This is a genomic window from Candidatus Nitrotoga sp. 1052, assembly GCF_927312905.1.
Taxonomy (GTDB): Bacteria; Pseudomonadota; Gammaproteobacteria; order Burkholderiales; family Gallionellaceae; genus Nitrotoga.
In genome coordinates this window covers 25,376-49,081 of sequence record NZ_CAKMHQ010000012.1, presented here as the reverse complement: position 1 = coordinate 49,081, position 23,706 = coordinate 25,376, and the positions used below count along the sequence as shown (strand labels likewise).

The 23,706-nt window shown below is 53.2% G+C and carries 13 protein-coding genes; 9 read left to right on the top strand and 4 right to left on the bottom strand.

Annotated features, from left to right (window positions below; translation table 11 throughout):
* Positions 1–15 precede the first annotated feature (15 nt).
* The 4 genes from MJ768_RS02280 (at position 16) to MJ768_RS02265 (ending at position 3,131) form a co-directional block, all read left to right on the top strand.
* Positions 16–732, top strand: a complete 717-nt coding sequence (locus tag MJ768_RS02280; protein WP_239287708.1) for a hypothetical protein — start codon at positions 16–18, stop codon at positions 730–732.
* 50 nt (positions 733–782) lie between these two features.
* Entirely contained in the window at positions 783–2,474 is a 1,692-nt protein-coding gene (locus MJ768_RS02275; RefSeq protein ID WP_239287707.1) for a conjugal transfer protein TraN, read from the top strand.
* A gap of 92 nt (positions 2,475–2,566) precedes the next feature.
* A complete protein-coding gene (locus tag MJ768_RS02270; protein ID WP_239287705.1) occupies positions 2,567–2,869 on the top strand; it encodes a hypothetical protein in 303 nt (100 codons plus the stop codon).
* 52 nt (positions 2,870–2,921) lie between these two features.
* Positions 2,922–3,131, top strand: a complete 210-nt coding sequence (locus MJ768_RS02265) for a hypothetical protein (RefSeq protein WP_239287703.1) — start codon at positions 2,922–2,924, stop codon at positions 3,129–3,131.
* Positions 3,132–3,846: 715 nt separating this feature from the next.
* Here MJ768_RS02265 and MJ768_RS02260 read toward each other — a convergent pair.
* Positions 3,847–3,912: a hypothetical protein gene (locus MJ768_RS02260; RefSeq protein ID WP_239287757.1), complete on the bottom strand. Its 66-nt coding sequence runs from the start codon at positions 3,910–3,912 to the stop codon at positions 3,847–3,849.
* A 25-nt stretch (positions 3,913–3,937) separates the two neighbouring features.
* Positions 3,938–4,231 carry a LexA family protein gene (locus MJ768_RS02255; RefSeq protein WP_239287701.1) on the bottom strand — a complete coding sequence of 98 codons (294 nt, stop codon included), beginning with the start codon at positions 4,229–4,231 and terminating at the stop codon, positions 3,938–3,940.
* A gap of 319 nt (positions 4,232–4,550) precedes the next feature.
* Between MJ768_RS02255 and MJ768_RS02250 the strand changes: the two genes are divergently transcribed.
* From MJ768_RS02250 to MJ768_RS02240, 3 genes are all read left to right on the top strand, one after another.
* Positions 4,551–8,777 carry a hypothetical protein gene (locus MJ768_RS02250; protein WP_239287699.1) on the top strand — a complete coding sequence of 1,409 codons (4,227 nt, stop codon included), beginning with the start codon at positions 4,551–4,553 and terminating at the stop codon, positions 8,775–8,777.
* Positions 8,774–9,280 (top strand): hypothetical protein, encoded by a 507-nt coding sequence (locus MJ768_RS02245; RefSeq protein ID WP_239287697.1) that lies wholly within the window; start codon positions 8,774–8,776, stop codon positions 9,278–9,280. The genes MJ768_RS02250 and MJ768_RS02245 overlap by 4 nt, the downstream gene beginning before the upstream one ends.
* 72 nt (positions 9,281–9,352) lie before the next feature.
* Positions 9,353–9,622 carry a hypothetical protein gene (locus MJ768_RS02240; protein WP_239287695.1) on the top strand — a complete coding sequence of 90 codons (270 nt, stop codon included), beginning with the start codon at positions 9,353–9,355 and terminating at the stop codon, positions 9,620–9,622.
* Between the two features lie 688 nt (positions 9,623–10,310).
* On the opposite strand, the gene MJ768_RS15320 is transcribed toward MJ768_RS02240, so the two are convergent.
* Positions 10,311–10,415, bottom strand: coding sequence for a M48 family metalloprotease (locus MJ768_RS15320; protein ID WP_445082958.1), 105 nt, complete (start codon positions 10,413–10,415; stop codon positions 10,311–10,313).
* A 397-nt stretch (positions 10,416–10,812) separates the two neighbouring features.
* Between MJ768_RS15320 and MJ768_RS02235 the strand changes: the two genes are divergently transcribed.
* A complete protein-coding gene (locus MJ768_RS02235; RefSeq protein ID WP_239287693.1) occupies positions 10,813–18,705 on the top strand; it encodes a SpvB/TcaC N-terminal domain-containing protein in 7,893 nt (2,630 codons plus the stop codon).
* A 445-nt stretch (positions 18,706–19,150) separates the two neighbouring features.
* Entirely contained in the window at positions 19,151–19,735 is a 585-nt protein-coding gene (locus MJ768_RS02230) for an ATP-binding protein (protein ID WP_239287691.1), read from the top strand.
* A gap of 624 nt (positions 19,736–20,359) precedes the next feature.
* Here the strand turns inward: MJ768_RS02230 and MJ768_RS02225 are convergent.
* Positions 20,360–23,686, bottom strand: a complete 3,327-nt coding sequence (locus tag MJ768_RS02225; protein ID WP_239287689.1) for a Tc toxin subunit A-related protein — start codon at positions 23,684–23,686, stop codon at positions 20,360–20,362.
* Positions 23,687–23,706 lie beyond the last annotated feature (20 nt).

The window sequence follows — 23,706 nt, the reverse complement described above, 5'->3', positions numbered from 1 at the left end:
TGCAGAAAGTTTGCCATGGTCTTGTATCTGAGTGGCGCAATCCCGCTGCTGTCACACGCCGTTACACCCGTGGAGCAGGCGTTTATCGATGGTCAAGCCACTGCGCAAAGTGCCATACCCAATGCATCGACAAACATCACCAACGGCACGATAGCGGCTACGGTTAACAGCTTCAATCCGAGCTACTACAATTACAGCCGTACCGCGCCAGAAGCGGGCTATTTCATGGGGGGAAGCGGAGATACGATTACGGCAGGGGCAGGGAAAGTGAGCGCCTGTCAGACCGGACCGGTCAACCCAAACGCCTTCCTCCAGCAAAACTGTGAAGCCATCAATTACATGGCGCGCAACCCGACAACGCGACCGCAGTTCACCCTTACCTCGGGCGATCCGAATGTCACAAGATCGAGAATCATAGAAGCCAATCCCGGAACACTTGCAGCAACATCATTGGGGTATGCCAGCCCATCCGCAATCGGGGCTTTTACCGGATGCACGACTCAAACCATCACCAAGCCGCCAACCTTTACCACCGAAGTCTGCAATGAGTATCTGACCACAACCAGTCACATGTGTATTGTCGGACGCACGATTGTGGTGGATGCCGATGCCAACTATCAATGCAGCCAGACAGCAATAAGCTACGAATCCCTGAGTTGTCGGCGAGGTGCCTCGACGGTAAGTACCTGGACGTCCAATGAGTGCATCGTCTTGCAACAGCGGGCACTGTAATGAAGGCGCTATCGTTGGTGATTCGGTCATTAAACAGATTGAAATCCGTATTGAAATCCGTTCGTGGTGAGCTTGTCGAACCACCTGCCTCTTCGACAATCTCGGGGCGCACGGCACACTATATATTGGTCGGCTCTATAGTGATCCTTTTCGCCATGGTGCTCTGCGGTCGTGCAATTGCCGCTGATTGTCGGCTGGCAAGTTCCACTTGCGTCGATAACACGGCCAGCAAAACGATTTCCGGTGTCACGGTGACGCTGGCTGAGGCTGGCGGTTGCTGGGAGTATCAGGACACCTATACCTGCATCAAACCCAACGCTGTCGATAATTGTTCAGCCTTCGGGCAAATTTCAGGGTGTTGGCAAGTCAGCTCAACGTGTGCGGTTACCGACACCACGTTTGGCACAGGCTGCATGCAATGGGATAACACATGGCGGTGTGGCAACCCGGCGTTATCCACGCCGTCGAACACAATAAGGGTAGCTGATAGCTATACCATTGTGACCGACACCCTCAATAACACCCAGTGCCAATCGTACGCAAACAGCCCAACCTGCGCGATTGCGTCGCACATCTGCATTGAGCCAGCGGCAACCCGCATAATTAACGGATTGCCGGTGTACAAAGACTGCTGGAGCTGGCAAGACAATTATTCGTGTCTGGGGACGCCGCAAACGGACTGCGGCGCATTGCTGGCTAGAGGATGCGCGCTCAGCACATCGCAATGCCTGACAACAGCTATCAACAACCAGTGCAGTCTCACCGAAAAAACCTATCGCTGCCAAAGCGCGCCCGGATCATCTTCCACTGTTGCAGATTGCGGTGGAAACACCTACTGCACAGGCGGCAACTGTTTCAATACCGGTCATGTGCCGGACACGGATTTTGCTCAAACAGCCGCCATGATGGAAGTCATGCGACAGGGCGGAAATTACATGGATGCAGTGAGCCTGCGTATATTTGGAGGGCAGGGGTCTAGTTGTAAAAAATCACTGTTTGGTTTGGTTAACTGCTGCAAGCCGAGTGGAGGTGGTGCGGCAGTAAGCAATGCTTCCGTCATGGGGTATGCCGTGAGTGCCGGTGGACAGACACTGAAATATGGCAGCAGTTACATGTATGACACGCTGTTTGATAACTTCCACATTGTGCGAGGATTGGACTCGGTGCTTGCATCAACCCCGATCGGATCACTCGCCGGTGGGTCGTCGATGCCATTCAGTCCGTCTTTTTCGCTTTACGGCTTTACCGCAACGTGGGGCGCAATGCCGGGGGCACTGGGTTCTTTTGGTGGGATCAGTTTTGCTTTCGACCCCACCTCACTCGCGATCCAAGTAGGACTGATGATTCTTCAGGAACTTCTGTCATGCGACCAGCCAGAAAAAATGCTCGCCATGAAAAAAGGGCAGAACCTTTGTCGTTACACAGGGAGCCATTGTTCAATAAAGATTCCAATTATCGGCTCCTGTATGCAGACAACAGAAAGTTATTGCTGCTTCAATTCCCGCTTGGCAAGAATTATAAATACATCTGGCGGAGTGCAAATTGGTAAGCCAGTCACGGACTGCACAGGCTTCACCCCAACCGAGTTTTCCAGTCTTGATTTTTCGAGAATTGACCTTACCGAATTCTTTAACGAGATTATGGCGAACGTGAGAATGCCAAGCGCAACCATTATCAACACCGATAGCACCGCCACCATGCAGCGCAAGCTGAATAACTACTACACGCGAGGTCGTCAATGATCGTAACAAAATACTTTATCACCATTACCACAATCATTCTTTTGGTAACTGCGGCAAACGCAGCGGAAAGCATTAGCGCGAAGGCGTTGTTCATGCAGGCATTGAATGCGCCAAATGGCACAGCCAAAGGGATTATAGAGGACAAAGAAGCAGATGCAATTCACACTGCAACCGGCGCGTCCGATCCAATCAGAGCGGAGGTATCAACAATCAAGAAATTTAACCAGGAAGGGTGTAGCCGCCTTGCGGTTAAATTAATTCAGCCTAACACGCCAACCAAAGAGGGCGGTAAAACGGACTTTGCGCTGAATTATGAACTGAATTTATGTCGAAACGGCACGCCCCCGAGCGAAGGGATGGATTTGGCGAAGTTGGTAAAGGTTTTGGTCAACTGACAAACAGAGTAAAGATATACTGAATATAGCTTTCTCCGTCATCAAGAATATCATGACGACCACATCAAAACCAGATCAACTATTACTCCGTTTCCGACCAACCGACACGCAGAACGGCATCAGCCGTTCAACCGTGGAAAAATTGGCCGAATATCTCGGTTTCACAGGGGAAACGCAAGTGATTCATTATGCGTTACGCAAGCTGGCGAAAAAAATGATTCCGGCCCATGAAGCAGACGACGGCGAACTGACGCCGACATAGTTTGTCGCAATTCGCAAAGCAATACCCCAAGGCCGCACAAAATCGTTCAAATCGAGCTTGTTCTGAAGCAATGGGGAAATATTGGTGGCCGGCTCCGGAAGCAGGCGAAATTGTATGGTGTCACTTTTCAGAAAATAAAGGAATTAAGCCGGGGCCGAAGCCTGGACCTGCTTTAATAGTCAAGGTATTTGACGATCAGGCGCCCCATTTCATTGTATTGGTGGCCTAGGGAACCAGCCAGAAAATTGACCAACCCCGCTCGGGAGAATTTCTTATTGCTGATCGCGAGACGCCGGCGTACCGACTTGCAGGCTTAAGCTACTCGATAAAATTCAGTTTTCATAACACGGTTGAACTGCCATACAACAGCGAATGGCTCAAGGTGCCGCCCAGCGCCTCAAACGGCCAAACATCAAAGCTCGGTGTGCTTCATCCAAGTTTGATGCAGCGCGTAAGTGCCGCCTAGGAAGCGGCTCAAGCAGGTTGACATCTTTCCCTCCCAAAAGGAAGGGAATCCCTACGGTGTTGCTAAAACCTGGCTGACTCACTTCGACATTGCCCTTCGCTCAAGCTGATTGCTGTCCTTTAGCAGTCGGTGGGATTTTCACTCGGGGAAGAGTAGGAATGCACGTTTGTGGTCAAAATCATTGCGAGTGAAGAATGATAAATCGTCGCTATAACGGGTAGGAGGCGTGATGTGCGTTTTCCTTGAGTATCACATCGAGGCCCGGGCGATCAGGTCATCGTTAATGCTGTTGGCGATCTTGCTGAACGTGCTCATGGTGCAGGGGCAGTCCACCATCGCATCACCGTGGCAGCGTCCGTCCGTCATGGATCAAGCCGACCATGAGGCCTTCGATAGCCAGGTGGCCGTTGACCACGATGGGCGCATAGTCTGGGTTCTCCGCCAACAGCTCGATGCGCCCGCCTCGGCGCTTGAGACGCTTCACCGTCACCTCGTTCTCCAGTCCCGGCCCAGCCAGAACCGGAGTTCGAGTTCGATCAGCGCATCGCCTGGTGACAGCAATTTTTTTGCTCACCTTGGGTAGGCTTGTGCGCTGAGTTTGGCGTGTGCCGTTTTTTGGTGTTAACGCAATCAATTCTTACAGTGGGAATGGGCGAAAAGTAGAATCTGTCATGGTTTTGAGGATGGAAATCGGATTGGCGAGGAGATGTGGGGAAAAGTTTATTTGACTTGCGCGGTTGAGTTTCCTATTCTTTCCCTATCCTTAAAATGTAGCGACGGAGGGGGCCTTGGGGGCAACGTGGTCGAGGTGTGCAACAATCACGATCGCTCTGACCAGCGTGGCCTTGGCGTCTGTGCGACCGGTACTGGCGGCAGGTAGTGTCGGCGAGCCAATCGCGTTCGCGACGCCCTCCCAGCTGCGGCTCCGCACTGTCTCCTTACAGTTGACCCCATTGGAAGCCAATCAGCTAGCTGACGCTTGGCTCGCGCAACTCGATTCAAACGATCCGCGATTGGTACCCGGTGCTATCTATCTTTTGGCGGATGCTCCCGCGGCAGTCATCGAGTCCATTGCAACGAAGCTGTCCGGCACGGACCGTTTCGCACGCGTGCTGGCAAACGCGAGTCCAGAAGTCCGAGGCAGAGTCCGGAACGCGCCGGCGATGAACACCGCCAAGTTGCTGGACTTCGCGCCCGCGGGGTTCATCTCGGAGCTGGATGAAGCATTGGCCGCCGGTGACATCGGATTGATAGCGGCCGTGGTTTCCACGGCTGAAGGATTCCGCCACCTTCCGACCGAGGTGGTGAGCAAGGTCGTAGCCGCGCTGGAGACGGGCAAACTGGGAGACCAGCAGCGGCGTGAGCTGGTGGCCTTGTTGCGCCGCCATCCCCTTGACCTCAAACCAGCGCAGGCGCAACTCCAGAGTTGGCGGGTGAACCGATCCCAAGACCCCCTCGTGACGCAGAAGCGCGATCTAGCGTTGGCGGCCTTGTTGTCGCTTCGTGTCCCGCTACCCAACGAAGAGATCTTGTCCGCGTTGAAATCGGCCGACCTGGCGGTCTCTAGAGCGGCCGTCGCGTACCTTCGAGCGTTTGGCCAATCAGCTTCAACACCGCTTGCGCTGTCTCGCGCCGAGTCGGACGAAGTTGTACGTCTGCTTGATTCTGCGAAGCAGATCGGCGATTGGTCAGAAGCTTTTGAACTGCTGCGAGACCGGAGCCCTGCAGTCCTTGAGGAGCACTACCGGAGGACAACCCCGGCATCGGTCGCCGTGATTTGGCCCGCAGAATTGGCGGCCCAGTGGCTCAGGCGAGCTCCGACTTCTGTACAAGCATCATTGGTCACCAACTTCCCACTTGAGCTGTACGACCCGCTCAGCCAATTAGCGGACTGCAATGCCCTTCGCTATAAGTTTGCCCTGCTAACTGTGCGCAGTAGTGCAGGTCAAGCTACGTTGAAGGAATTCTGGACCACAGCAGCCAACAAGATGCACAACTGTCGCGATTCGTTCGGTGACGAGATTGATGCCTACCTCGCAGAAGCTGGCAAGGGGCGTGATCTAGGCATTGAGCTGGCCGCCTTTGTCCGACAAAACGGCCTCGGGCAATTGCCCGACTGGCAGCCACGCTCGATGGGGCTTTCGCGGGCTCTCAGCCGGGAGCTTACGCGACGGCTGATGATCTCCGACTGGACAGTGGCCAAGCAACTGATGCTCGCCGGCGTAAGGCCATCTCCAACTTTGCTCGAACAGAAGGGCTTCTGGATCAATACAAAGCCTTCGCTAACCGGGCTGAACCATGAGTGGTTCTTTCGCGTCCTACAGGCGGCGGGAGCTGCGCCCGAGTCGATTGTGCAGTTCGCAGCACAGGCAGCCATCGACCCCGGGCTGGACCAAGTTGCCCGCGCCACCGCACTCATTGCCTTGGCTTCTGTTGGGCGAGTTGTGCAACACCAGGATGTTTTCAACAAAGCGCTCCTCGATAGCAAGCTCATCAGCCGAACCGCAATGTTGCTCCTAGGCCGAGCCTATGACGAAGGGCTCACCAGAACCGCCTTCAAGAGCCCAGACGAAGAAATAATAGCGACGGTGTTGACCCGGCCTGAGCTCGCAAACGACACACCTGATTGGCTGCCAAGGTTAGTGCGCTTCGGTACAACATACGCGCGATGGCAGACCGAAAGGGCGAAATGGTCTGAAGAGCCTTCGAAGAGTTGCTTTTCGCTTGTGCCGGCAAGGCCGCTTGGCACGGATGTCGGCCTCGCAATCCTCGACGCGGTCACGACAGAAGCTTCTGCCGATGTGCTCAGGGCCTGCATTGGCATTCTCTTTGATACCAACAGCTCGATGGCAATCATAGCGCGGCAATGGGATGCGACCTCCGTCGTGGATCCAGCGCGGATACTGGCTGCGCTCAAGGAGCTGTGGCAGTCGACGGCGTTCCAGAACGCCGGCAATCCGCTGAGGAAGAAAGTGGCAGCCTTGGCAGCGGCGGCCGGAGGTGACTTGCCATATCAACTAGAGTCACAGTCGACGCTATCATGGTGGGAGGATGTGCTTGACAAGGAACTTCCCGCGGTGGCATCTCAGGTCCGAACAGAGCGCCGGAAGCGCTTGGTGTTGGGCGCCCTAATTGCCGTTCCGGCGGCTGTCTTGTTGCATTTAGGTGTCTGGGCCGTTCTCCTGGCGGGCTATCCCAAGTCGCCAACGCTTCAAGCAGTCGTCTTCTGGAATCCCTTCGTCCGCAAGGTGATAGGCTTTGGCTATATCGATCTCGTTCTGCTTTACGTGCCGTTCGCAAGACGGCGATTGTTCGCACCCTTCGCGTCAGACTTCCTCCGAGATGTACGTGACGCAAGCGGACCGGCATCGCAGGCGCAGGGGTATTTCGACGGAAGCATGGTGCAGCACTGGCCTGCACGTTCAGGGGCCACACTCGATATCCGGGCTCAGCCACGACCGATAACTTCGGCGCTGGCAACCCACCGAGGACGCGTCCTATTGCTTGGTAAGTCTGGACTAGGCAAGTCGAGCTTTCTCAAATTCTGGCTGTCCAGCCGAGCGACCGAGGGCAAGGACATCATGGTCTATCTGCGCGCAGACCAGTGCAGGGCCGGCGTCGAAGCTGAGATCGTCAAGCGTATGAAAAGCGTCGGAAGCGACCAGAACCTGCTGCGGTCAGTTCTCTACGCAGGCCGCATGTCGGTCTATATCGATGGTTACAACGAAGTGGACCTGACGACGCAAGACGCCATCACGTCCTTCGTCGGGGACTATCCGCACGCAAACATTCTGGTCACGAGCCAAATCCTATTGCGTGGGTTTACCGGCATCGAAACCTTCGAACTGCTGCCACTGGATCGCGAACATGTGCGAGCCTTTCTTACGACGCGTTCCGAAGTGCTGCCGGCAGATGCGGTGATTCGCGACGAGGTATTTCAACGGGCCGCGAGCGCGTTCCTTGACGACGTCTGGGCTAGGCCGGCGACCGAGGAGGAGGTGCAGGCGTTCGAGGAAATCCTGGCCAACCCAATGGACCTAACCTCGGTGGCGCTGCTGCTATCTCAAGGCGGGGTTCCGGATCTCTTCGCGTTGGAGAAACAGCAGTTCGACACGGTCAAGCGGTACCTGCAGGCGCAAGGCCTTGAGTTCCGCACGCTGGGGTTCTCAAGTGCCTTGCTGACGCAAAGGCTCGCCGACCAGGAAGATCTTGGCGGATTGCCCTTCAAACCTGAGGTGGCGGAACTGGTCCACGCGAAGCTGGCGCAGGTGCGTACGTTCAGTGAGCCCTCCGGAAAATTAGCGGCACAGGAGATTCGTTTCCGACATGATAGGATCAGGGACTTCTTCACGCACTTCGTCCTTTTGGAAATGGCGCCGGAAGAGCAAGCCGCCCACGCCAAGGACGCCCGGTTTGCAGGGGTGTTTCCGTACCTGGCGCGTTCGATGCCCTGTGCAAGCGCTGAAGCGTTACGCGAGCAGCTCATCACTGTGGCCGCGCACATCGAAGACCATCGGGTCAGCGACAGCTTCATGCGGGAATTCAGCTGGCGACAGCGTTTTGCCGCGCAAGATCCGGATTGGATGCTTTCTTACGACATGCCGGCCGCAAGGTACGCTGACAGCGAATACGCCAACCTAGCACAGAAGCGGTCTGATCTGGATGCAGCCATGGGACGTTTGCGCGAGCAGATAGCGTCCTCGCGGCGAATAACTCGCGTCCTGACGACCGCAGATTCGGCGGAAATGGTATCGCTCGCGCGCGAAATGCTGTTGGCCATGGGGGCCAGCGAAGCAAAAATCCAGCAGCCCATCGGTGCCACACTGACCGCCCCGGATGGACAGGACTTTCTGCTAGTGGCGCTGACCCAAAGCGAAGGCATCCGCCCATTTCATGTCGACTTGCTGCTCGCCCGCATCGAACGCAGCGACGTGCCCAAGCTTGTGGTCCTAAACTCACAGGTCGGCGTGGCACCAGAAGCGCGTACTGCCAACTTGACTGCGGACCAAGGCACAGCGTTGCTCGCGCGATCCGCTACGCCGATGAGCAGTGTGGAGCTATATGAAGCATTCCGGGCTACCCGAGAGGGCCACGAAAAATACGACTTTTGGGCGTACCTGACCAGGTGCTGGTCCGCTCGGGAACCTTTACCGACCCTTCGAGCCAAGGAGATCTCATGAATCACTCCCTTCAGTGGTTGGTGTGCTGCCTTGCCGGCGTGTCGGCGCTCGCCTGGGCGGAAAAGTTCGAGAACCTGTATGTCTCCTTCAACCTGCCAGATGGATGGAAATGCCAGCGAGAGGGCACGGAGTTCGTCTGTCACGCCCCGAATCCATCCAACAGAGATCACGCAGCGATGATGATCATGACGGCGAAGGTGCCTGGACCGGACGATACCTTAGCGGCCTACATGGAGCACCTTGGCAAGATTGCTCCAGCGAAAGGTGCAAGCGTGGTCAAACCATCCGCTCGGGTGAATCTGCAAGGCACGCTGTGGGTTGATGCAACCCTGCTGGGATCAGAGGTACCGAACTACTACACGCGGTACATGGCCACTGTTAAAGACAACATTGCCGTGCTGTACACGTTCTCGGTACACAAGAGTCGCTACCAGGACTTCGCGGGAGTTTCTATGCTCGCTGCACAGACGCTTCAGGTTAAACCCAGGCCGGCGCTGCGCTAAGCCTCGACACTGCATCGACTGCGACATTGATTGGAATAAGGCAACACGTCAGATAGCAGCCGTTTGCTTCCGATGATCAAGTGCATCCAGGCATGTTATGGCAAGTTACCGCGCCCAAGGGCGGCGGATGCGGGTTATGCCAGCAAGGAAAACATCAGTGAGGTCAGAACACTGGGTATCAAAGAAGTGGGGCTGCCCAAGAAGCGCGGCATGAACGTCGAAGAGATGACAGGCAGCGAGTGGATATACAAGAAACTCAAACTTTTCCGTGCCGGGATCGAAGGCAACATCGATGCTAAAACGGGTGTTTGGTTTGGATTGCTGCGCATGGAGAGGGCTTGAGCACTTCCAGTCTTACGTGATGTCGGCTGTGCTGGCGTATAACTTCAAGCTATTCGCCAGACTGTCGCGACAAGGTTTATAGCGCGTCAAAGTGGGGGGCGTTTGAAAATGCCAGTCATGGCGCGGGGGAGCTCGCGCCAAATCAGGTGAAAAATAGGATGGACGGGCCAAGGTGGCATAATCGTCTGTCTATAATGAAAAATGCGCTCGATTTACAGCAACTGACCTATATACTCAGCGGGCAGTCCTGAAAACTTTGGTGTTTATGGATGAAAACTGCCTAGTCGATAAGGATGGATTGACATGGAATTCGATGCGACACAGCTAACTAGCACGAAGAACGCGAATTGGTTACCGATGCAAAATGATTGGCTCCTCAAACAATCTGATTTTAGAGCCCTCGACCGACAGGCCACGCTACGACTATTTTGAGCTGCCTCAACGCGTCGTCGACAAGAACTTCGATGCTAATGGCAGCAACGCTTGGCTGATGAATGCGCAATGCAAGGGTCGTTGTTGCTTGACCACCCCCGGCTTAGGTACTTCCCCGGACTCGCGTGTCAAGGGTATTTCGAAGCACGTAGCAGCACTAGTGAATAAGTTTTTATTTAGGTAAATGGTTAGTAAATAACGGATAACGGAAGGTAACACGTGACTTTCAAGGTAGCGCAAAACATCATTCAGAAGCTCACGGACGCGTTGTTTCCCTAGCACCGATGGCTGAGCGTTGGATGATGCGTCGCATCAAGTGACGTTTGTGCAGATGACCGAGCTCGTGCGCCAGGATGCCCATTACGGCCGAATAAGGTCTGGCCTGGCGTTTTAGTCAGCTCGGAGATTAGGTGGCATCCTGAAAAATCGGGAAATATTCAAACTTTGCGGGATTCGTCGCAATTTTTTATAGAGGTGATCTTAAGGATTTTCCTTAGTTAAAAATAAGGAATTTGCTTATTTTTCATTTTTTAGCATTACTTTATTATGGCTTTCGGCGGACTAAGCTGCCGATTAAAGCGAAGACGACTGAAAGTTAGTTGTTTTGATAATCGGAACAAATAAACAGCGGCTAAATTCTAACGCTTAGAAACAGTTTGTTTTTAAAATAGATTTTATTATCGTCCAAGATATTGAATTTAAATCAGCTTTAAAGCGGTTCATCAAGCAGAGTTTACGAATTTACAGTGGAATAACCTATGGTTCCGACTGAAGAAACTGCGAAAGCTGGCGAAAAAAAACAAGGGGTATCTGCGCCCACAATTACGCTTCCGAAAGGTGGCGGAGCCATTAATGGCATGGGTGAGAAGTTTGCCGTCAATCCTGTTACCGGTACTGGCTCGATGAGCATACCGATTGCAACATCTCCAGGTCGTTCTGGTTTCGGCCCGGGACTTTCTATCTCATATGACTCAGGCACTGGTAACGGCTCGTTTGGTTTGGGCTGGAATCTCTCTACTCCCTCTATTACCCGCAAGACCGACAAGGGATTACCCAAGTATCAAGATGCTGACGAGTCCGACGTATTTATATTGTCCGGCTTGGAAGACTTGGTTCCAGTACTGATCGAGAAAGAAGGGAAGTGGGAGAGAGAGATTATCCCCCCTCGGATCGTAGGAGGTAAGACATACAATATTCAGCGCTACCGCCCTCGCATCGAAGGTTTATTTGCCCGAATCGAGCGATGGACCAATCAAACTGACCTGACTGATACCTTTTGGCGCTCCATCTCTAAAGACAACATCACCACTTGGTATGGCAAAACTGAAGAAAGCTGCATTGCTGATCCGTCCGCATCTGGTCGTATCTTCTCTTGGCTGATCTGCGAGAGCTACGATGACAAAGGCAATGCCATTGCCTATCAATATGCAAAAGAAAATTCGGATAACACCGGTCCATCTCAAGCTCAAGCCCACGAAAAAAACCGTTCATTAGAGACAAGAAAAGCAAACCGCTATCTGAAGTATATTAAATACGGAAATCTCAAATCGTATATACCTATCCTTACGGCAACTGATGCTTGGCCAGCCTTGCCTGGAGACGACAAATGGTTGTTCGAGGTGGTCTTTGACTACGGCGAACACGACAAAGATAATCCGCTGCCGAGAGAAACCAACAAGAAATGGCCGGTTCGGAATGATCCGTTCTCTAACTATAGAGCCGGATTTGAAGTGCGTACATACCGCCTATGCCAACGGGTCTTGATGTTCCATCATTTTCCTGGTGAACAGGGGGTAGGTCAGAACTGTCTGGTGCGTTCAACAGATTTTACCTATTCCTACGAAAAAGACCCGACCAGTACACAAAACCCCATTTTTTCCTTCCTGCTTGCAGCAACGCAAACAGGCTATAAGCGTAATGACGGTGGTGGTTACCTGTCAAAATCACTGCCACCCGTGGAATTTGAATACACCCAACCAATTATTAACGAGATGATTCATGAAGTTGATCCGGAAAGTCTGGAAAATCTTCCCTGCGGTCTGGATGGATCGAATTATCAATGGGCGGATCTGGATGGTGAAGGTCTCTCTGGCATTCTGACCGAACAGGCCGATGGCTGGTTCTATAAACGCAATCTCAGCGCCAACCATCAAGTCATTGATGCTGATACGAAAGCTGAGTATACAGCCGCCCATTTCGGTGCCCTGGAACGCGTTGACACAAAACCTAACACCACACTCGCCGGGGGCCATGCCCAATTCATGGATCTGGCAGGGGACGGCCGGACTGATCTGGTGGAAATGGAAGGACCTGTACGCGGTTTCTATGAACGTACTTTTGATCAGGATTGGGAACCTTTTCAACCTTTTATCTCCTGGCCGAATGTCGATACCCGCGATCCGAATCTCAAATTTATTGATCTCACGGGCGATGGCCACGCCGATATCCTCATTTCCGAGGATCAGGCTTTCATCTGGTATGCGTCCTTGGCGGAATCAGGATATGGAGTGGCGCAACGGGTCCAGCAACAATTCGATGAAGAGAAAGGCCCTCGTCTCGTCTTTGCCGATAGCGAACAGTCCATATTTCTAGCAGACCTCTCAGGTGATGGCCTCACCGATCTTGTGCGCATACGTAATGGCGAAGTCTGCTACTGGCCCAACCTGGGTTATTGCCGTTTCGGTGCCAAAGTCACCATGGACAATTCGCCTTGGTTTGATGCTTGCGATCAGTTTAATCCGCGCCGTATACGGCTTGCAGACATTGACGGCTCAGGTACCACGGACATCCTGTATTTGCACGGCCAGGGTGTTCATATCTATTTCAATCAATCGGGTAATAGCTGGAGCCTACGAATAGAACTGCCGGCCCTCCCCGCAATTGACAACTTGGCCGTTATCCAGGCCATGGATTTCCTGGGTAACGGTACCGCTTGCCTGGTTTGGTCATCGCCATTACCAAACTATGCACGCTGTCCCATGCGCTACATCGATCTGATGGGTGGACAAAAACCGCATCTATTGATCAAAACCGTGAACAACTTAGGGGCGGAAACACGCGTAGAGTATGCCGCCTCCACCAAGTTTTATTTGAATGACAAGCTTGCAGGGAAACCCTGGATCACCAAGCTGCCTTTCCCCGTCCATTGCGTCGAGAAAGCCACCGTTACCGACCACTGGCGGAAGACCAGTTTTTCCAGTACTTATTCCTATCATCACGGCTATTTCGATGGTATCGAACGGGAGTTTCGCGGTTTTGGTCGAGTGGAGCAAGTGGATGTAGAGTCCTATGGCGAATTCGAACAAGGCAATGCCGCCAGCCCCTATATTACTAACAACAAGACGCTCTACCAACCGCCGGTCAAAACCGTCACTTGGTATCATACGGGCGCTTTTCTCGACCGCGAGAAAATTCTCTCGCACTTCGAGCACGAATACTTCCCCAGCTGGCTTGAAGAAAAATATCCAGGCAAAGTCAAAAACCCGAATAATTTTCAAGAGATTGTCTTGCCCCAGCCCGACTTGGATGCCCAACAGCTCAGCGCCGAAGAGTGGCGCGAAGCCCTGCGCGCCTGCAAAGGCATGATGCTGCGCCAGGAAGTGGTCGAACTGGATATCGATGCGCTGGAACGGCCCAAGGATCCGGAACAACTGCCGGTGAAACTATTTTCCACCGCCTATCACAATTGCCACGTCCGTTGCCTGCAACCGCTGGCCGGAAACCGCCATGCCGTTTTCCTGGTCGCCGAAAGCGAAGCCATCACCTACCACTACGAACTGGACATTCGGGAACCCGCACTCACTAAGCTCAGCCCCGATCCGCGCATTGCCCATACCCTGAATCTTCAATTCGACGAGTATGCCAATGTCCTGCAATCGGTTGCCGTCGTCTATCCACGCCTCGGCAAGTTTGAGGACGATGCTGGCCTGGCCGATGGACTCACCGATGCGCTTTTTCTCATCCGCCAAGTCCAAAAGGAAGAAACTCATTTAGCGTACTCTGAGACGCGTTACACGGAGGATTTCGAAATCAAACCGGCGGACAAGAACACAGCATCGGACAACCATCGCTTGCGCTTGCCCTGTGAGGTGCTGAACTATGAGCTGACAGGGATAAAGCCGCAGAAGACGTATTTCACGCTTAATGAATTGCGAGTGTTTCAACTCAGCTTCGTGTATCAGAAATCAGGCACACCCGTGCCGGACATTCCCTATCACCAGCTACCGAACAGGACTACCCCGGAGAAACGCCTGGTCGAACACGCGCGGACGCTATACTTTGCTGAAAACCTGGTCGATCCCTTGCCTTTCGGTGAACACGGCCGACTGGGTCTGACCTACGAAAGCTACAAGCTGGCGCTGACCGAGGAACTGCTCGATGCTGTATTCAAAGACACTGCGGGGAACAATAAGCTTGATCAACCCATCGACGGCGTTACCACTGCTCGCACCAAGCTTAACGATCCCGCCAGCAGTGGCTACCTCACCGGCGCGAAACTCGCTACGCGCTTTGCATCCATTCCGGCCACCGAGCTAACAGGCCAATGCTGGATTCGCTCCGGTATCGCCGGCTTTGCCGACGATGCGGCGCAGCACTTCTATTTGCCGGAACGTTACACCGACCCTTTTGATAACGTCACCACGCTGAAATACGACGGGGAATACGATCTGTTTATTAAGTCCAGCACGGACGCGATGGGGAATACAACCGCAGTTACCCAGTTCGACTTTCGTGTACTCGCTCCACGCGAAATGCAGGACATCAACGACAACCTGTCCGAGATTTACTTCGACGTACTGGGCCTGCCCACCGCGATGGCGGTGAAGGGCAAAGGAACGGAAGGCGATCACCTCACGGGCTTTACCAATGTTCTGGCCAACCTGCCATTAGCCGACCTCGCGAAATTTTTCGATCAAGCTGACCTCGACGAGGCGCAAGCGCGCACCTGGCTGGGCCACGCCACCGTTCGCCACGTATACTACTTTGGCGAAACTATCAAGGATGGCAAGATCACCTGGGCCACACACCCCGCCTGCGCCTGCGGCATTGTGCGTGAGCAGCACGTCAGCCAGCTTGCACTGGGTACGCAAAGCCCGCTACAAACCGCTTTCGAATACTCCGACGGCATGGGTAGTGTGGTGGTGAAGAAAGTCCAGGCGGAGCCCGAAAAACCAGGACAACCCCTGCGCTGGATTGCCAACGGCAAGACCATTCTCAACAACAAGGGCAAACCGGTCAAACAATACGAACCTTATTTCAGCTCATCCGGGCATAAATTCGAAGAGCCTAAGGAAGAAGGCGTCACGCCGGTCATATACTACGATGCCGTCGGCCGCAAGGTGCGCACCGAAATGCCAGATGGCAGCTATAGCCGGGTCGAGTTCTCACCCTGGCATGTTCTCAACTTCGACCAGAATGACACCGTAAAAAAGAGCAATTGGTACACCGACCGCAATTCACTCGATCCTGACCAACTGTTACCGCGCAACCCAATAACCGGCGAACTCTTAGCCACGCCAGATCAGCGGGCCGCCTGGCTCGCGGCTCAGCACGACAACACCCCCGCGCTCACGATACTCGACAGCCTTGGCCGCGACGTCATTTCCATCGTTCATAATCGCGTGAAAGACGCGGCCGGTGCGCTGAAGGACGAAAAATATCTTACTTTCACCAAGCTCGACGCTGAAGGCAAGCCGCTGTGGATTCGCGATGCCCGGAACAATCGGGTGATGCAATACATCAAGCCGCCAGTGCCGAGTAATCAAGTCATAGACCCGATTAGTGGCTTCGCGCCCTCTTACGACATCGCCGGCAATCTCCTGTTCCAGCACAGCATGGATGCCGGTGATCGTTGGATGATCAACGATGCGGCAGGTAAGCCGATGGTGGCGTGGGATTTTAATGACCGGCAGGACGAAGAAGGTACCGTATTCGCCGAGCATCGTGTATTTTTTACCGGATACGATGCATTGCATCGTCCTGTAGCGAATTGGCTCGTGATCAATGGCGGCGCTGCGCAGATGATCGAGCGCTTCGAATACATCGATACAAGAGATAACATTGCTGATGCCCATATCCGCAATATACGCGGACAGCTTCACAAGCATTTCGATTCCGGCGGTCTGAAGCAGGTCGAGCGGCTCGATTTCAAGGGCAATTCACTGGAACTGCGCCGCCAGTTGGCGCAAGCTTTCAAAGCGCCAATGATCGACTGGCAGCCGGGTTCGGCGACGGCGGTGCTGGAGATCGAGACCTTTACCCAGATTACCGAGTACGACGCCCTGAACCGAATGTCGCGGCTCTTCAATTGGCACAACGCCACACCCGGCAGCCGGGTTGCGGTTTATGAACCCCAGTATAGCCCGCGTGGCGTACTGGCCAGTGAAACACTGATCCTTCATGCCACCAAGACCGCAACTGGATATACCGAAGGGCCGCAAGCGCAAAGAACCGTTGCCCTTCAAGGGATCGAGTACGACGCCAAAGGGCAAAAACAACGTATCCAATACGGCAATGGCACGGTAACTCGCTACCACTACGATGAGGAAACTTTCCGCTTACAGCAATTGCGCACAACCCGTACCGGTTTTGAGCAGCCATTACCGCAAGCGGCGAGTGGATTGAAGGACGACAAAGTCCTGCAGAATCTCTATTACATCTACGACCCGGTGGGCAATATCACAGAAATACGTGATGATGCTTATGAACCAGTGTTTTTTAAGAATCAGATGGTTGAACCAGTCAGTCGTTATACCTACGATTCGCTCTACCGGTTAACCGAAGCCAGTGGCCGCGAAAGCGCCACCGCTCCAGATCCGCCGCCGCAAATCACGGTATCGCCCGAGCAAGTGGATTTTCCGGTGATATCCGGTGCCTTGCGCAACTATACCCAGAAATATTTCTACGATGCTGTCGGTAACTTTGAGCGCATGCGCCATGAGGCTGGAGCGGCGGGAAGTTGGACGCGGGATTACGCCACTGCGGAAAACAGCAATCGCCTGATGAGCACCCAAAGAGGCGATAAAATAGAGGATCCTATCCGCTACGACTACGACCCGCACGGTAACATGCTCAATGTCGCCAATGTTGCCCCAGTCCAATACATCCGCTGGGATTATCGCGACATGATCCATTTTCTCAATTTACAAGGTGGCGGGTTGGCCTATTACAATTACGGTGCGGACAAGCAACGCACGCGCAAGCGGCTGGAACGGGGGCTCGGCACTGTGGAGGAACGGATCGACTTGGGTGGGCTGGAGATTTACCGCAAATTTAAGAACGGTACTTTGGTGGAAGAAATCGAATCGGTTCATGTATTTGAAGGCCAGCAACGGGTTTTGCTGATTGATGATGTGCTGCAAACCGATAACGCCAGGCTGAAAACAGGTCCTCTTTACCGCTACCAGTACAGTAATCACCTCGGTTCGGCGGCGTTAGAACTGGATGACAAGGCGCAGATTATCTCTTATGAGGAATTTCACCCTTATGGCACGACGGCTTATGAAGCGACTCGGAAACAGACTGAGGTGCCAAAACGGTATCGATATACGGCCAAGGAGCGGGATGAGGAATCCGGTTTTAATTATCATGGGGCTAGATATTATGCGGGGTGGTTGGGGCGATGGGTGGGTTGCGATCCGATTGGCGTGGGGGATGGATTAAACATTTATCAATATACGGCAAATAATCCTGTTATACATGTAGATCCTGTAGGAACTCAACATGAAGCCATTCTCTTAGAAAGTCCTGAACATCCTTCGTCAGTGGTTGAAGCTCCTGTTCCAAAGGCTCCAACCGAACCTCCTGTTTATGAAACTATAGTTCGTGGAGTTGGTCCTCAGCGAAATAATGTACCGAAGGACATAGATTCTACTTATCCCAAAGCAGCTGAAAATAGAAGTTTTTGGAGTCGTGGAGGCGCAGGTTTACTACTTGGTAGTAGTGCAACCATTCTTGGCGGTGCCATTATACTTTCTAGTCCTATAGGCTGGGGCATTGCATTAGCAGGAGCTATGCTATCTGCTGGAGGTACGGCTAGCACATTAGTGAGCGCAGTGGAACTTGGAGCTTCCTACAGCGGGAAAACAACAAAGGAGCAAGATCTTGAAACCAACAAAGCGGTAGGAACTGTCTTAAGTTTGAGTTCTCCCGGTGGCTTGGTGGGAGGAGCAACTGGACTGATGTTTGGCGGAGAAAAAGGCATGGAAAAAGGCGCACTTATAGGTGGACTTGCTGAGGGGGCATTCTCACTCGGTGTAGTTTGCTCTCGCTTGCGTCCAGGACCTGGACTATTCCCAGAGCCTCTTGCCGAGGCATCTGTAAAAGAATGGCAAGCAATGAATAGTGCTCAACGAAGAATTTACGAAAAAGGACAACTTGCGCTTAGACAGGGCGCATACGGTAGTCTAGCACACCTAAGTCCCATGGCGCGTGGTCGTGAATTAGAGTCTTTAGGGTTGGGAGGGACACTCAGGCTTGTCAACCCCCTCAAAATACCAGGGTTATTACCAACGGGACTGACTGCCGGTGCGAGATTAGTGGCACCTTCCTTGATGGATGCCACGCAACATTTGCTTGATCCACATATATACATGTATTTGCAATTCCAAGATATTGGGGTGCCTGATACTCATACTGATGAAAAGAGATAACGCAGTATCATGCGGCAGTACGTTGGATTGGCGTAACCCCCGTAAGGCGGGAACCGTTTAAGGTTCTGCCACATGGAGGAACCGCGGAATGAGATTTGCTACATGCAGGTCGTAGGGCGGACAGTACCGCCCGACGATGATTGTTTTACCAACCGCTGGCATTTGATTAAACAACATTTTACGAAGTCCTTGCACATAACTGAGCGGTGTTCAAAGGTGCGCAGCGAATGCGGGTTAACGCGGCTTGTGGCAACGCCGGTTTTGGGAGCATGGGACTCGCGATGACCGTGATTATGCGACACACAATTGATTATTGTTCCATCAATCCGCGCGACCCACGGCGAGTTTGAAAGCAGACATATTTTTAGCGCCGTCTGGTCAAGATGCCCAATGTGCAATGGAGAGGTTGAAGCGAGAAAAAAAGCAAAAAAGGAAACCAGGGTACGTGAAGAAAATTACTCTGCTAGAAGCACAGGGTGGGTCAGGCGGGGATCCCTTACCGATTTCAAGATCGCAGCTTGAAATCATTTATAGCGGAAACCGAACCGCAACGCATAGCGCTGCCTTCGCAGACAACTACGCGGACACATTTGACGATGTGCTGAAAGGCGGGCGCTGTGCCGTGTTTGTCGGCAAGCCCGGCACAGGCAAAACCCATCTGGCCGTGGGTATCGGTCTGCGCATCATGCACCGGGATAGTTGCTCAGCACTATTCACCACTGTGCTACGTGCAATCAGACGCATCAAGGACACTTGGAGTAGAAACAGCAACGAAACAGAAAGGCAAGCGGTTGCCGCGATGACATTCCCTGATCTGTTAATTCTTGACGAGGTGGGCGTGCAAATTGGCAGCGAGACAGAAAAGTTGTTCTTATTTGATCTGCTCAACGAGCGCTACGAGAAACGCTATCCAACAATCTTTATCTCTAATCTGACAGTGGAAGAGGTCAAGGTATATCTCGGCGAGTGTATTGCTGACAGGCTCAGAGAGAACAGTGGCGAGTTTGTAACTTTTGACTGGGAGCCATAGGGGACGTGGGTGAGTGTCAAGGAAATCGGCTCGGTACGAGATTATAAATCTGTACCCCACCCCCACCCTCGACTTGGTACTTCCACGCACTGGGACGGCAAGGGGATTTTGAAGCCCGGTCTCGCGCTAGTGAATAAGTTTTTTGGTTAGGTGAACGGCTGATAATACTCTTTTGAATAACAAATAAAGGGAGGAGACAGGCATTACAAGATCGAATTCAAAATTCCTAATGATGGCTTGGTGTGAGCTACCTCAAAGGGCGTCAAAAAATTGCATTAAACGTTGAGTCTGCCCAGACGGGCATCAAACTTCTTGTGGCCCGACGGTTATCGCTAATACTTGACGGTAATTATTTAAATCAAGAGAAGTAGCAGTCTTTTATTATTTTTCTTTATGAACAAAGTAAAGCGGACGAGGCCTGCCCGGTTAAGAGGGTTCTCGGACGTGAAACTTGGGCCAAGTTCGGCCTTTGACGCAGGATACAACGAGGCGTTGAGGTTGGACATACTGCGTCATTTTGGCTTCAAGTTAACTCCCTACTGCTAAGGGATCGGCGTTGCGGTATGAGTCGAGTAGACCAAAAAATTCGCTTTTTCCGCAGCAGTTCCACGAAACTGAACGCACTCACTTGCTCCATGTTAGCCCAATCCAAAGGTCACTGATCTCCCTTTGTTCAAAGAAGAACCTCACTTTGCTGATCGGGCTGGCAGGCAGACTGATTTCAGATAGCTTACTGACCAGTAGATTTCCCATCGCAGCATCCTTGGCTAAGGTATCTTTCTTAGCTGTTGCATCGTGTTGATCAGCCTTGTCGAATACATCTAAACTGACGGGTACCGGAATCTTTGTGCTGCGCGCAAGGAGGTCCATTCGCAGTACACTGCCAAGGCTCCCTTGACTCCAGAACGGGTAATGCTCCTCGCGCAAGTTGAGGGCCAGTTCGAAGCGTTGGCTGGCGCCCGGCGTTTGCCCTTGGAACTTTGCCCACTCGCTGGGGAATTCGTGCCGTACAGAGAACAGTCGCACAGATCCTGCCGCTTGCGCCGCCTCGATTGTGGCCGCAACGTTTTTCACTGCTTCCTTGCGCAGCAAGCCTCCACCGTCGCGCGCCGTGTAGCGGAGGTGAAGGATTACGTCGCTGATCGTGTTGTAATCGAACTGGCGCGGTTGGCCATTGCTGGGATTGGCCGGAAGTTCCAACTGCCATTCGCTGATCACTCCAGAGTTCTCGAAAGGCAGGTAGCGGTCATCGCGCAGGTTGGTCTCGAAAAGGCCGCTGTCATTCTGCGCCGAGCTAGTAACAATGGATTGCAAGCTTCCATAATAATCATTGAAGCGGTCGTCCTCGGCGTTCGCACGTGCATAGCCGTCATTACTTAGGACTTGTGTTTTGCGAATGCTGCTCTTCAACAACGTCAGCGTGCAGTTAACGCTGGCGTAAGGACCGGTTACGCAGGGGATACTCACCGCTACAGTTTTGACGCGACGGAAGTAGTGACCCGGTCCGTCCATATCGAAGAGCGATTCTGGCAGCATCACGGTGCAGCGCCCAGTGGCGCGTAATTGAAGTAGCGCCAGCGGATTCACCTGCAACAGGCTGACATGCTTGGTGAGCTCGTATTCGCGCTGGTTGAGATCATGATAGGCCATTTCCATACGTTTGATGTCGAAGTAGAGCTTCTCCCCGGCAAGCAAGCCCTCCTTGCCCGCTAGGTAGCCGAACTGGAGATAGCTTAGTTCCTGGTTGCCCAGCTCGTGCTGTAAGGCGCGCTCGGCTTTTTTAGCAACATCGAAAGCAAACTGGAAACACTGGGCGTACAGCCCCTTCACCTCGCGCTTCATCCAGACGTAGAGCGCTTTGTTAGTCTTCTTGCCCTTCTTCTCAGTGCCTTCCTCGTTCAGAAATTGCTCGATCTCCTTCGCGTGCTTGATTTGCTGGCGGTGGTTCTTCAGTTCCAGCTCGGCAATGGCTTGACGTATTTCCGCAGCACGAACTTGCTTGAAGATCTGAGTGATATCACCGGCGGCTAAGTTGCTTTGGAAGGCCCAGTCTTGCTCGCGGCGGCTATAGGAACCAATTTTGGCTGTGGTGCCCGCTTCGTACGTCAACTTGTCAGCATCCGACTTGGCAAAGCTCGACCAAAAGGACATCGACTTGGACAATGCAGAACCACCAAACTCAGAAGTGCCACCAATTCCCCAGTAAGCTAAGAACATTGAATACTCAGGGATGAGACTAAGCCCAGCGGCGATCTTGTCTTTGTCTGCAGCATCGTTTTGTAAGCCTCGCGCTTCTTTTAATTTCTTGATCTCTGCAGCCTCCTGCGTGTTTATCCTTTTCCCGCCGCCTTCATCACCTAGGTCTTTGGCAATGTCCACTTCGAGCTCACGCTTGATGATTTCCGGCTCTTTCATAGCGAACTTCATTTTATTCAGGCTGTCTTTATCCAACTCACCCAGGTCAGGAAGTGCCTTCTCGACTTCATCTGCCTGTTTGCCCAATTGTCGCTCGTAATAGCTATACCGCTGCACCGCCAGAGCCAATGACTGGATCAAACCTTCCTTCGACTTAATAGACTCCTGAAGCTGGCCGTAGCGCACATGCTCGACCATTTCCGTAGCCACGCGCTCATGCTGGGCGCGTAGGATCGCCATCGCCTCTCCGTCTTCCTTCTCCATCGCCGAGAGTAGATTGTTGCCTAGTGATTTGACCTCCTGACATATATCCGCGGCCTTTTGCACCAGGAGCTGAAAACGCACTAGCGGCAAGGGCTGATTAAGACCGTTGATGATCGCCCCTACGTCTAGCCCGGCGGCCGTCGCACGCGCCAGCATGGCGGGATCAATCGGCGGTTCGAACAGGGCGAGCTGGCGGAAGGTGCCTTGGAAGTTCATGCTATTGCGGATCTTGAACAGGCGGTTGGCCACCGTATCCCAATAGCCCAGCAGCTTGTCGTTTCGCGGCACGCAGAAATAGAGTGCCTTACCCAGGCTACGCACGGTTGCTAGACGGTCGTTATCGGCGGCATCGTCTGTTGGGAATGGCATGAGATCGAAAGGCAGATCCGCTTCCACTTCGCGCATCACTGTTCCGAACTGGCTGATGTCATGCCGCAGATTGGCGTAGGTCTGCGGGCGGACCGTGCCCTTCTTAGTTACTGACTGCGTGCGTGGGCCAAGTATGTTGGCCGCGAGCACATACACCATCATCGCCTCGTCAATTGTCTCGCCAGTATCCTGCCTAAAAAGTGAGTCGCCCCAAGCGATCAGGTTGTCCAGATAAGCCATCACTGTCTTGTACATGTACGCCTGCTGCCGATAGCGTGCGATAACGTGCGGGCGGAAAGGGGCGTCCTTCCATGCCTCGATACTGCGGATGGTCTCTTTGCGCAACGTCTCGTCCGTTCCGGTCGCGAGATTGACCAGAATTTCTTCGATCTTATTGGCATCCGTCGTCTGAAAGGGCCGAACCTTCCAGAAACGCTCAGGAGTGGGGCCGTCGCTGTCGTCGGTTGGGTCAAACAAGTAATGGAACCAACGTTGCGCCTCGGCAAAACGCTGATTTTTGCTGAGGTGGATGGCTATGGTGATGGGCACATGGAAGAACAACTCCCAGTTGTAAGCCGAATAGGCGCCGCCAGAGGTGAAGTCGAGGTCTTTGACCGGGTATGGCCGCTGTACCAGCGCCGATGGGTTGTAGCGTGCCGGCGTAAAGATGTCCGCATACAGCACAGGCAATGGTGCACCATCCACCAGTGTGGCACTGGTATCGACATCCAGCGTCACACTATCGCGGCCATCGCGGCGGACTACTGTCTTGCTGGGAATGGTCACCGGCTTGTTTACGGCGGGCGTGAGCGGTGATTCATCCGACAGGTTGAGAACTTTGCTACCTGCAAAACGGATTATGCCGCCATCTAGCGTGACCGTCGCCCCATCAGAAAGATGCAAAATGGTTCCGACGGCAAGCT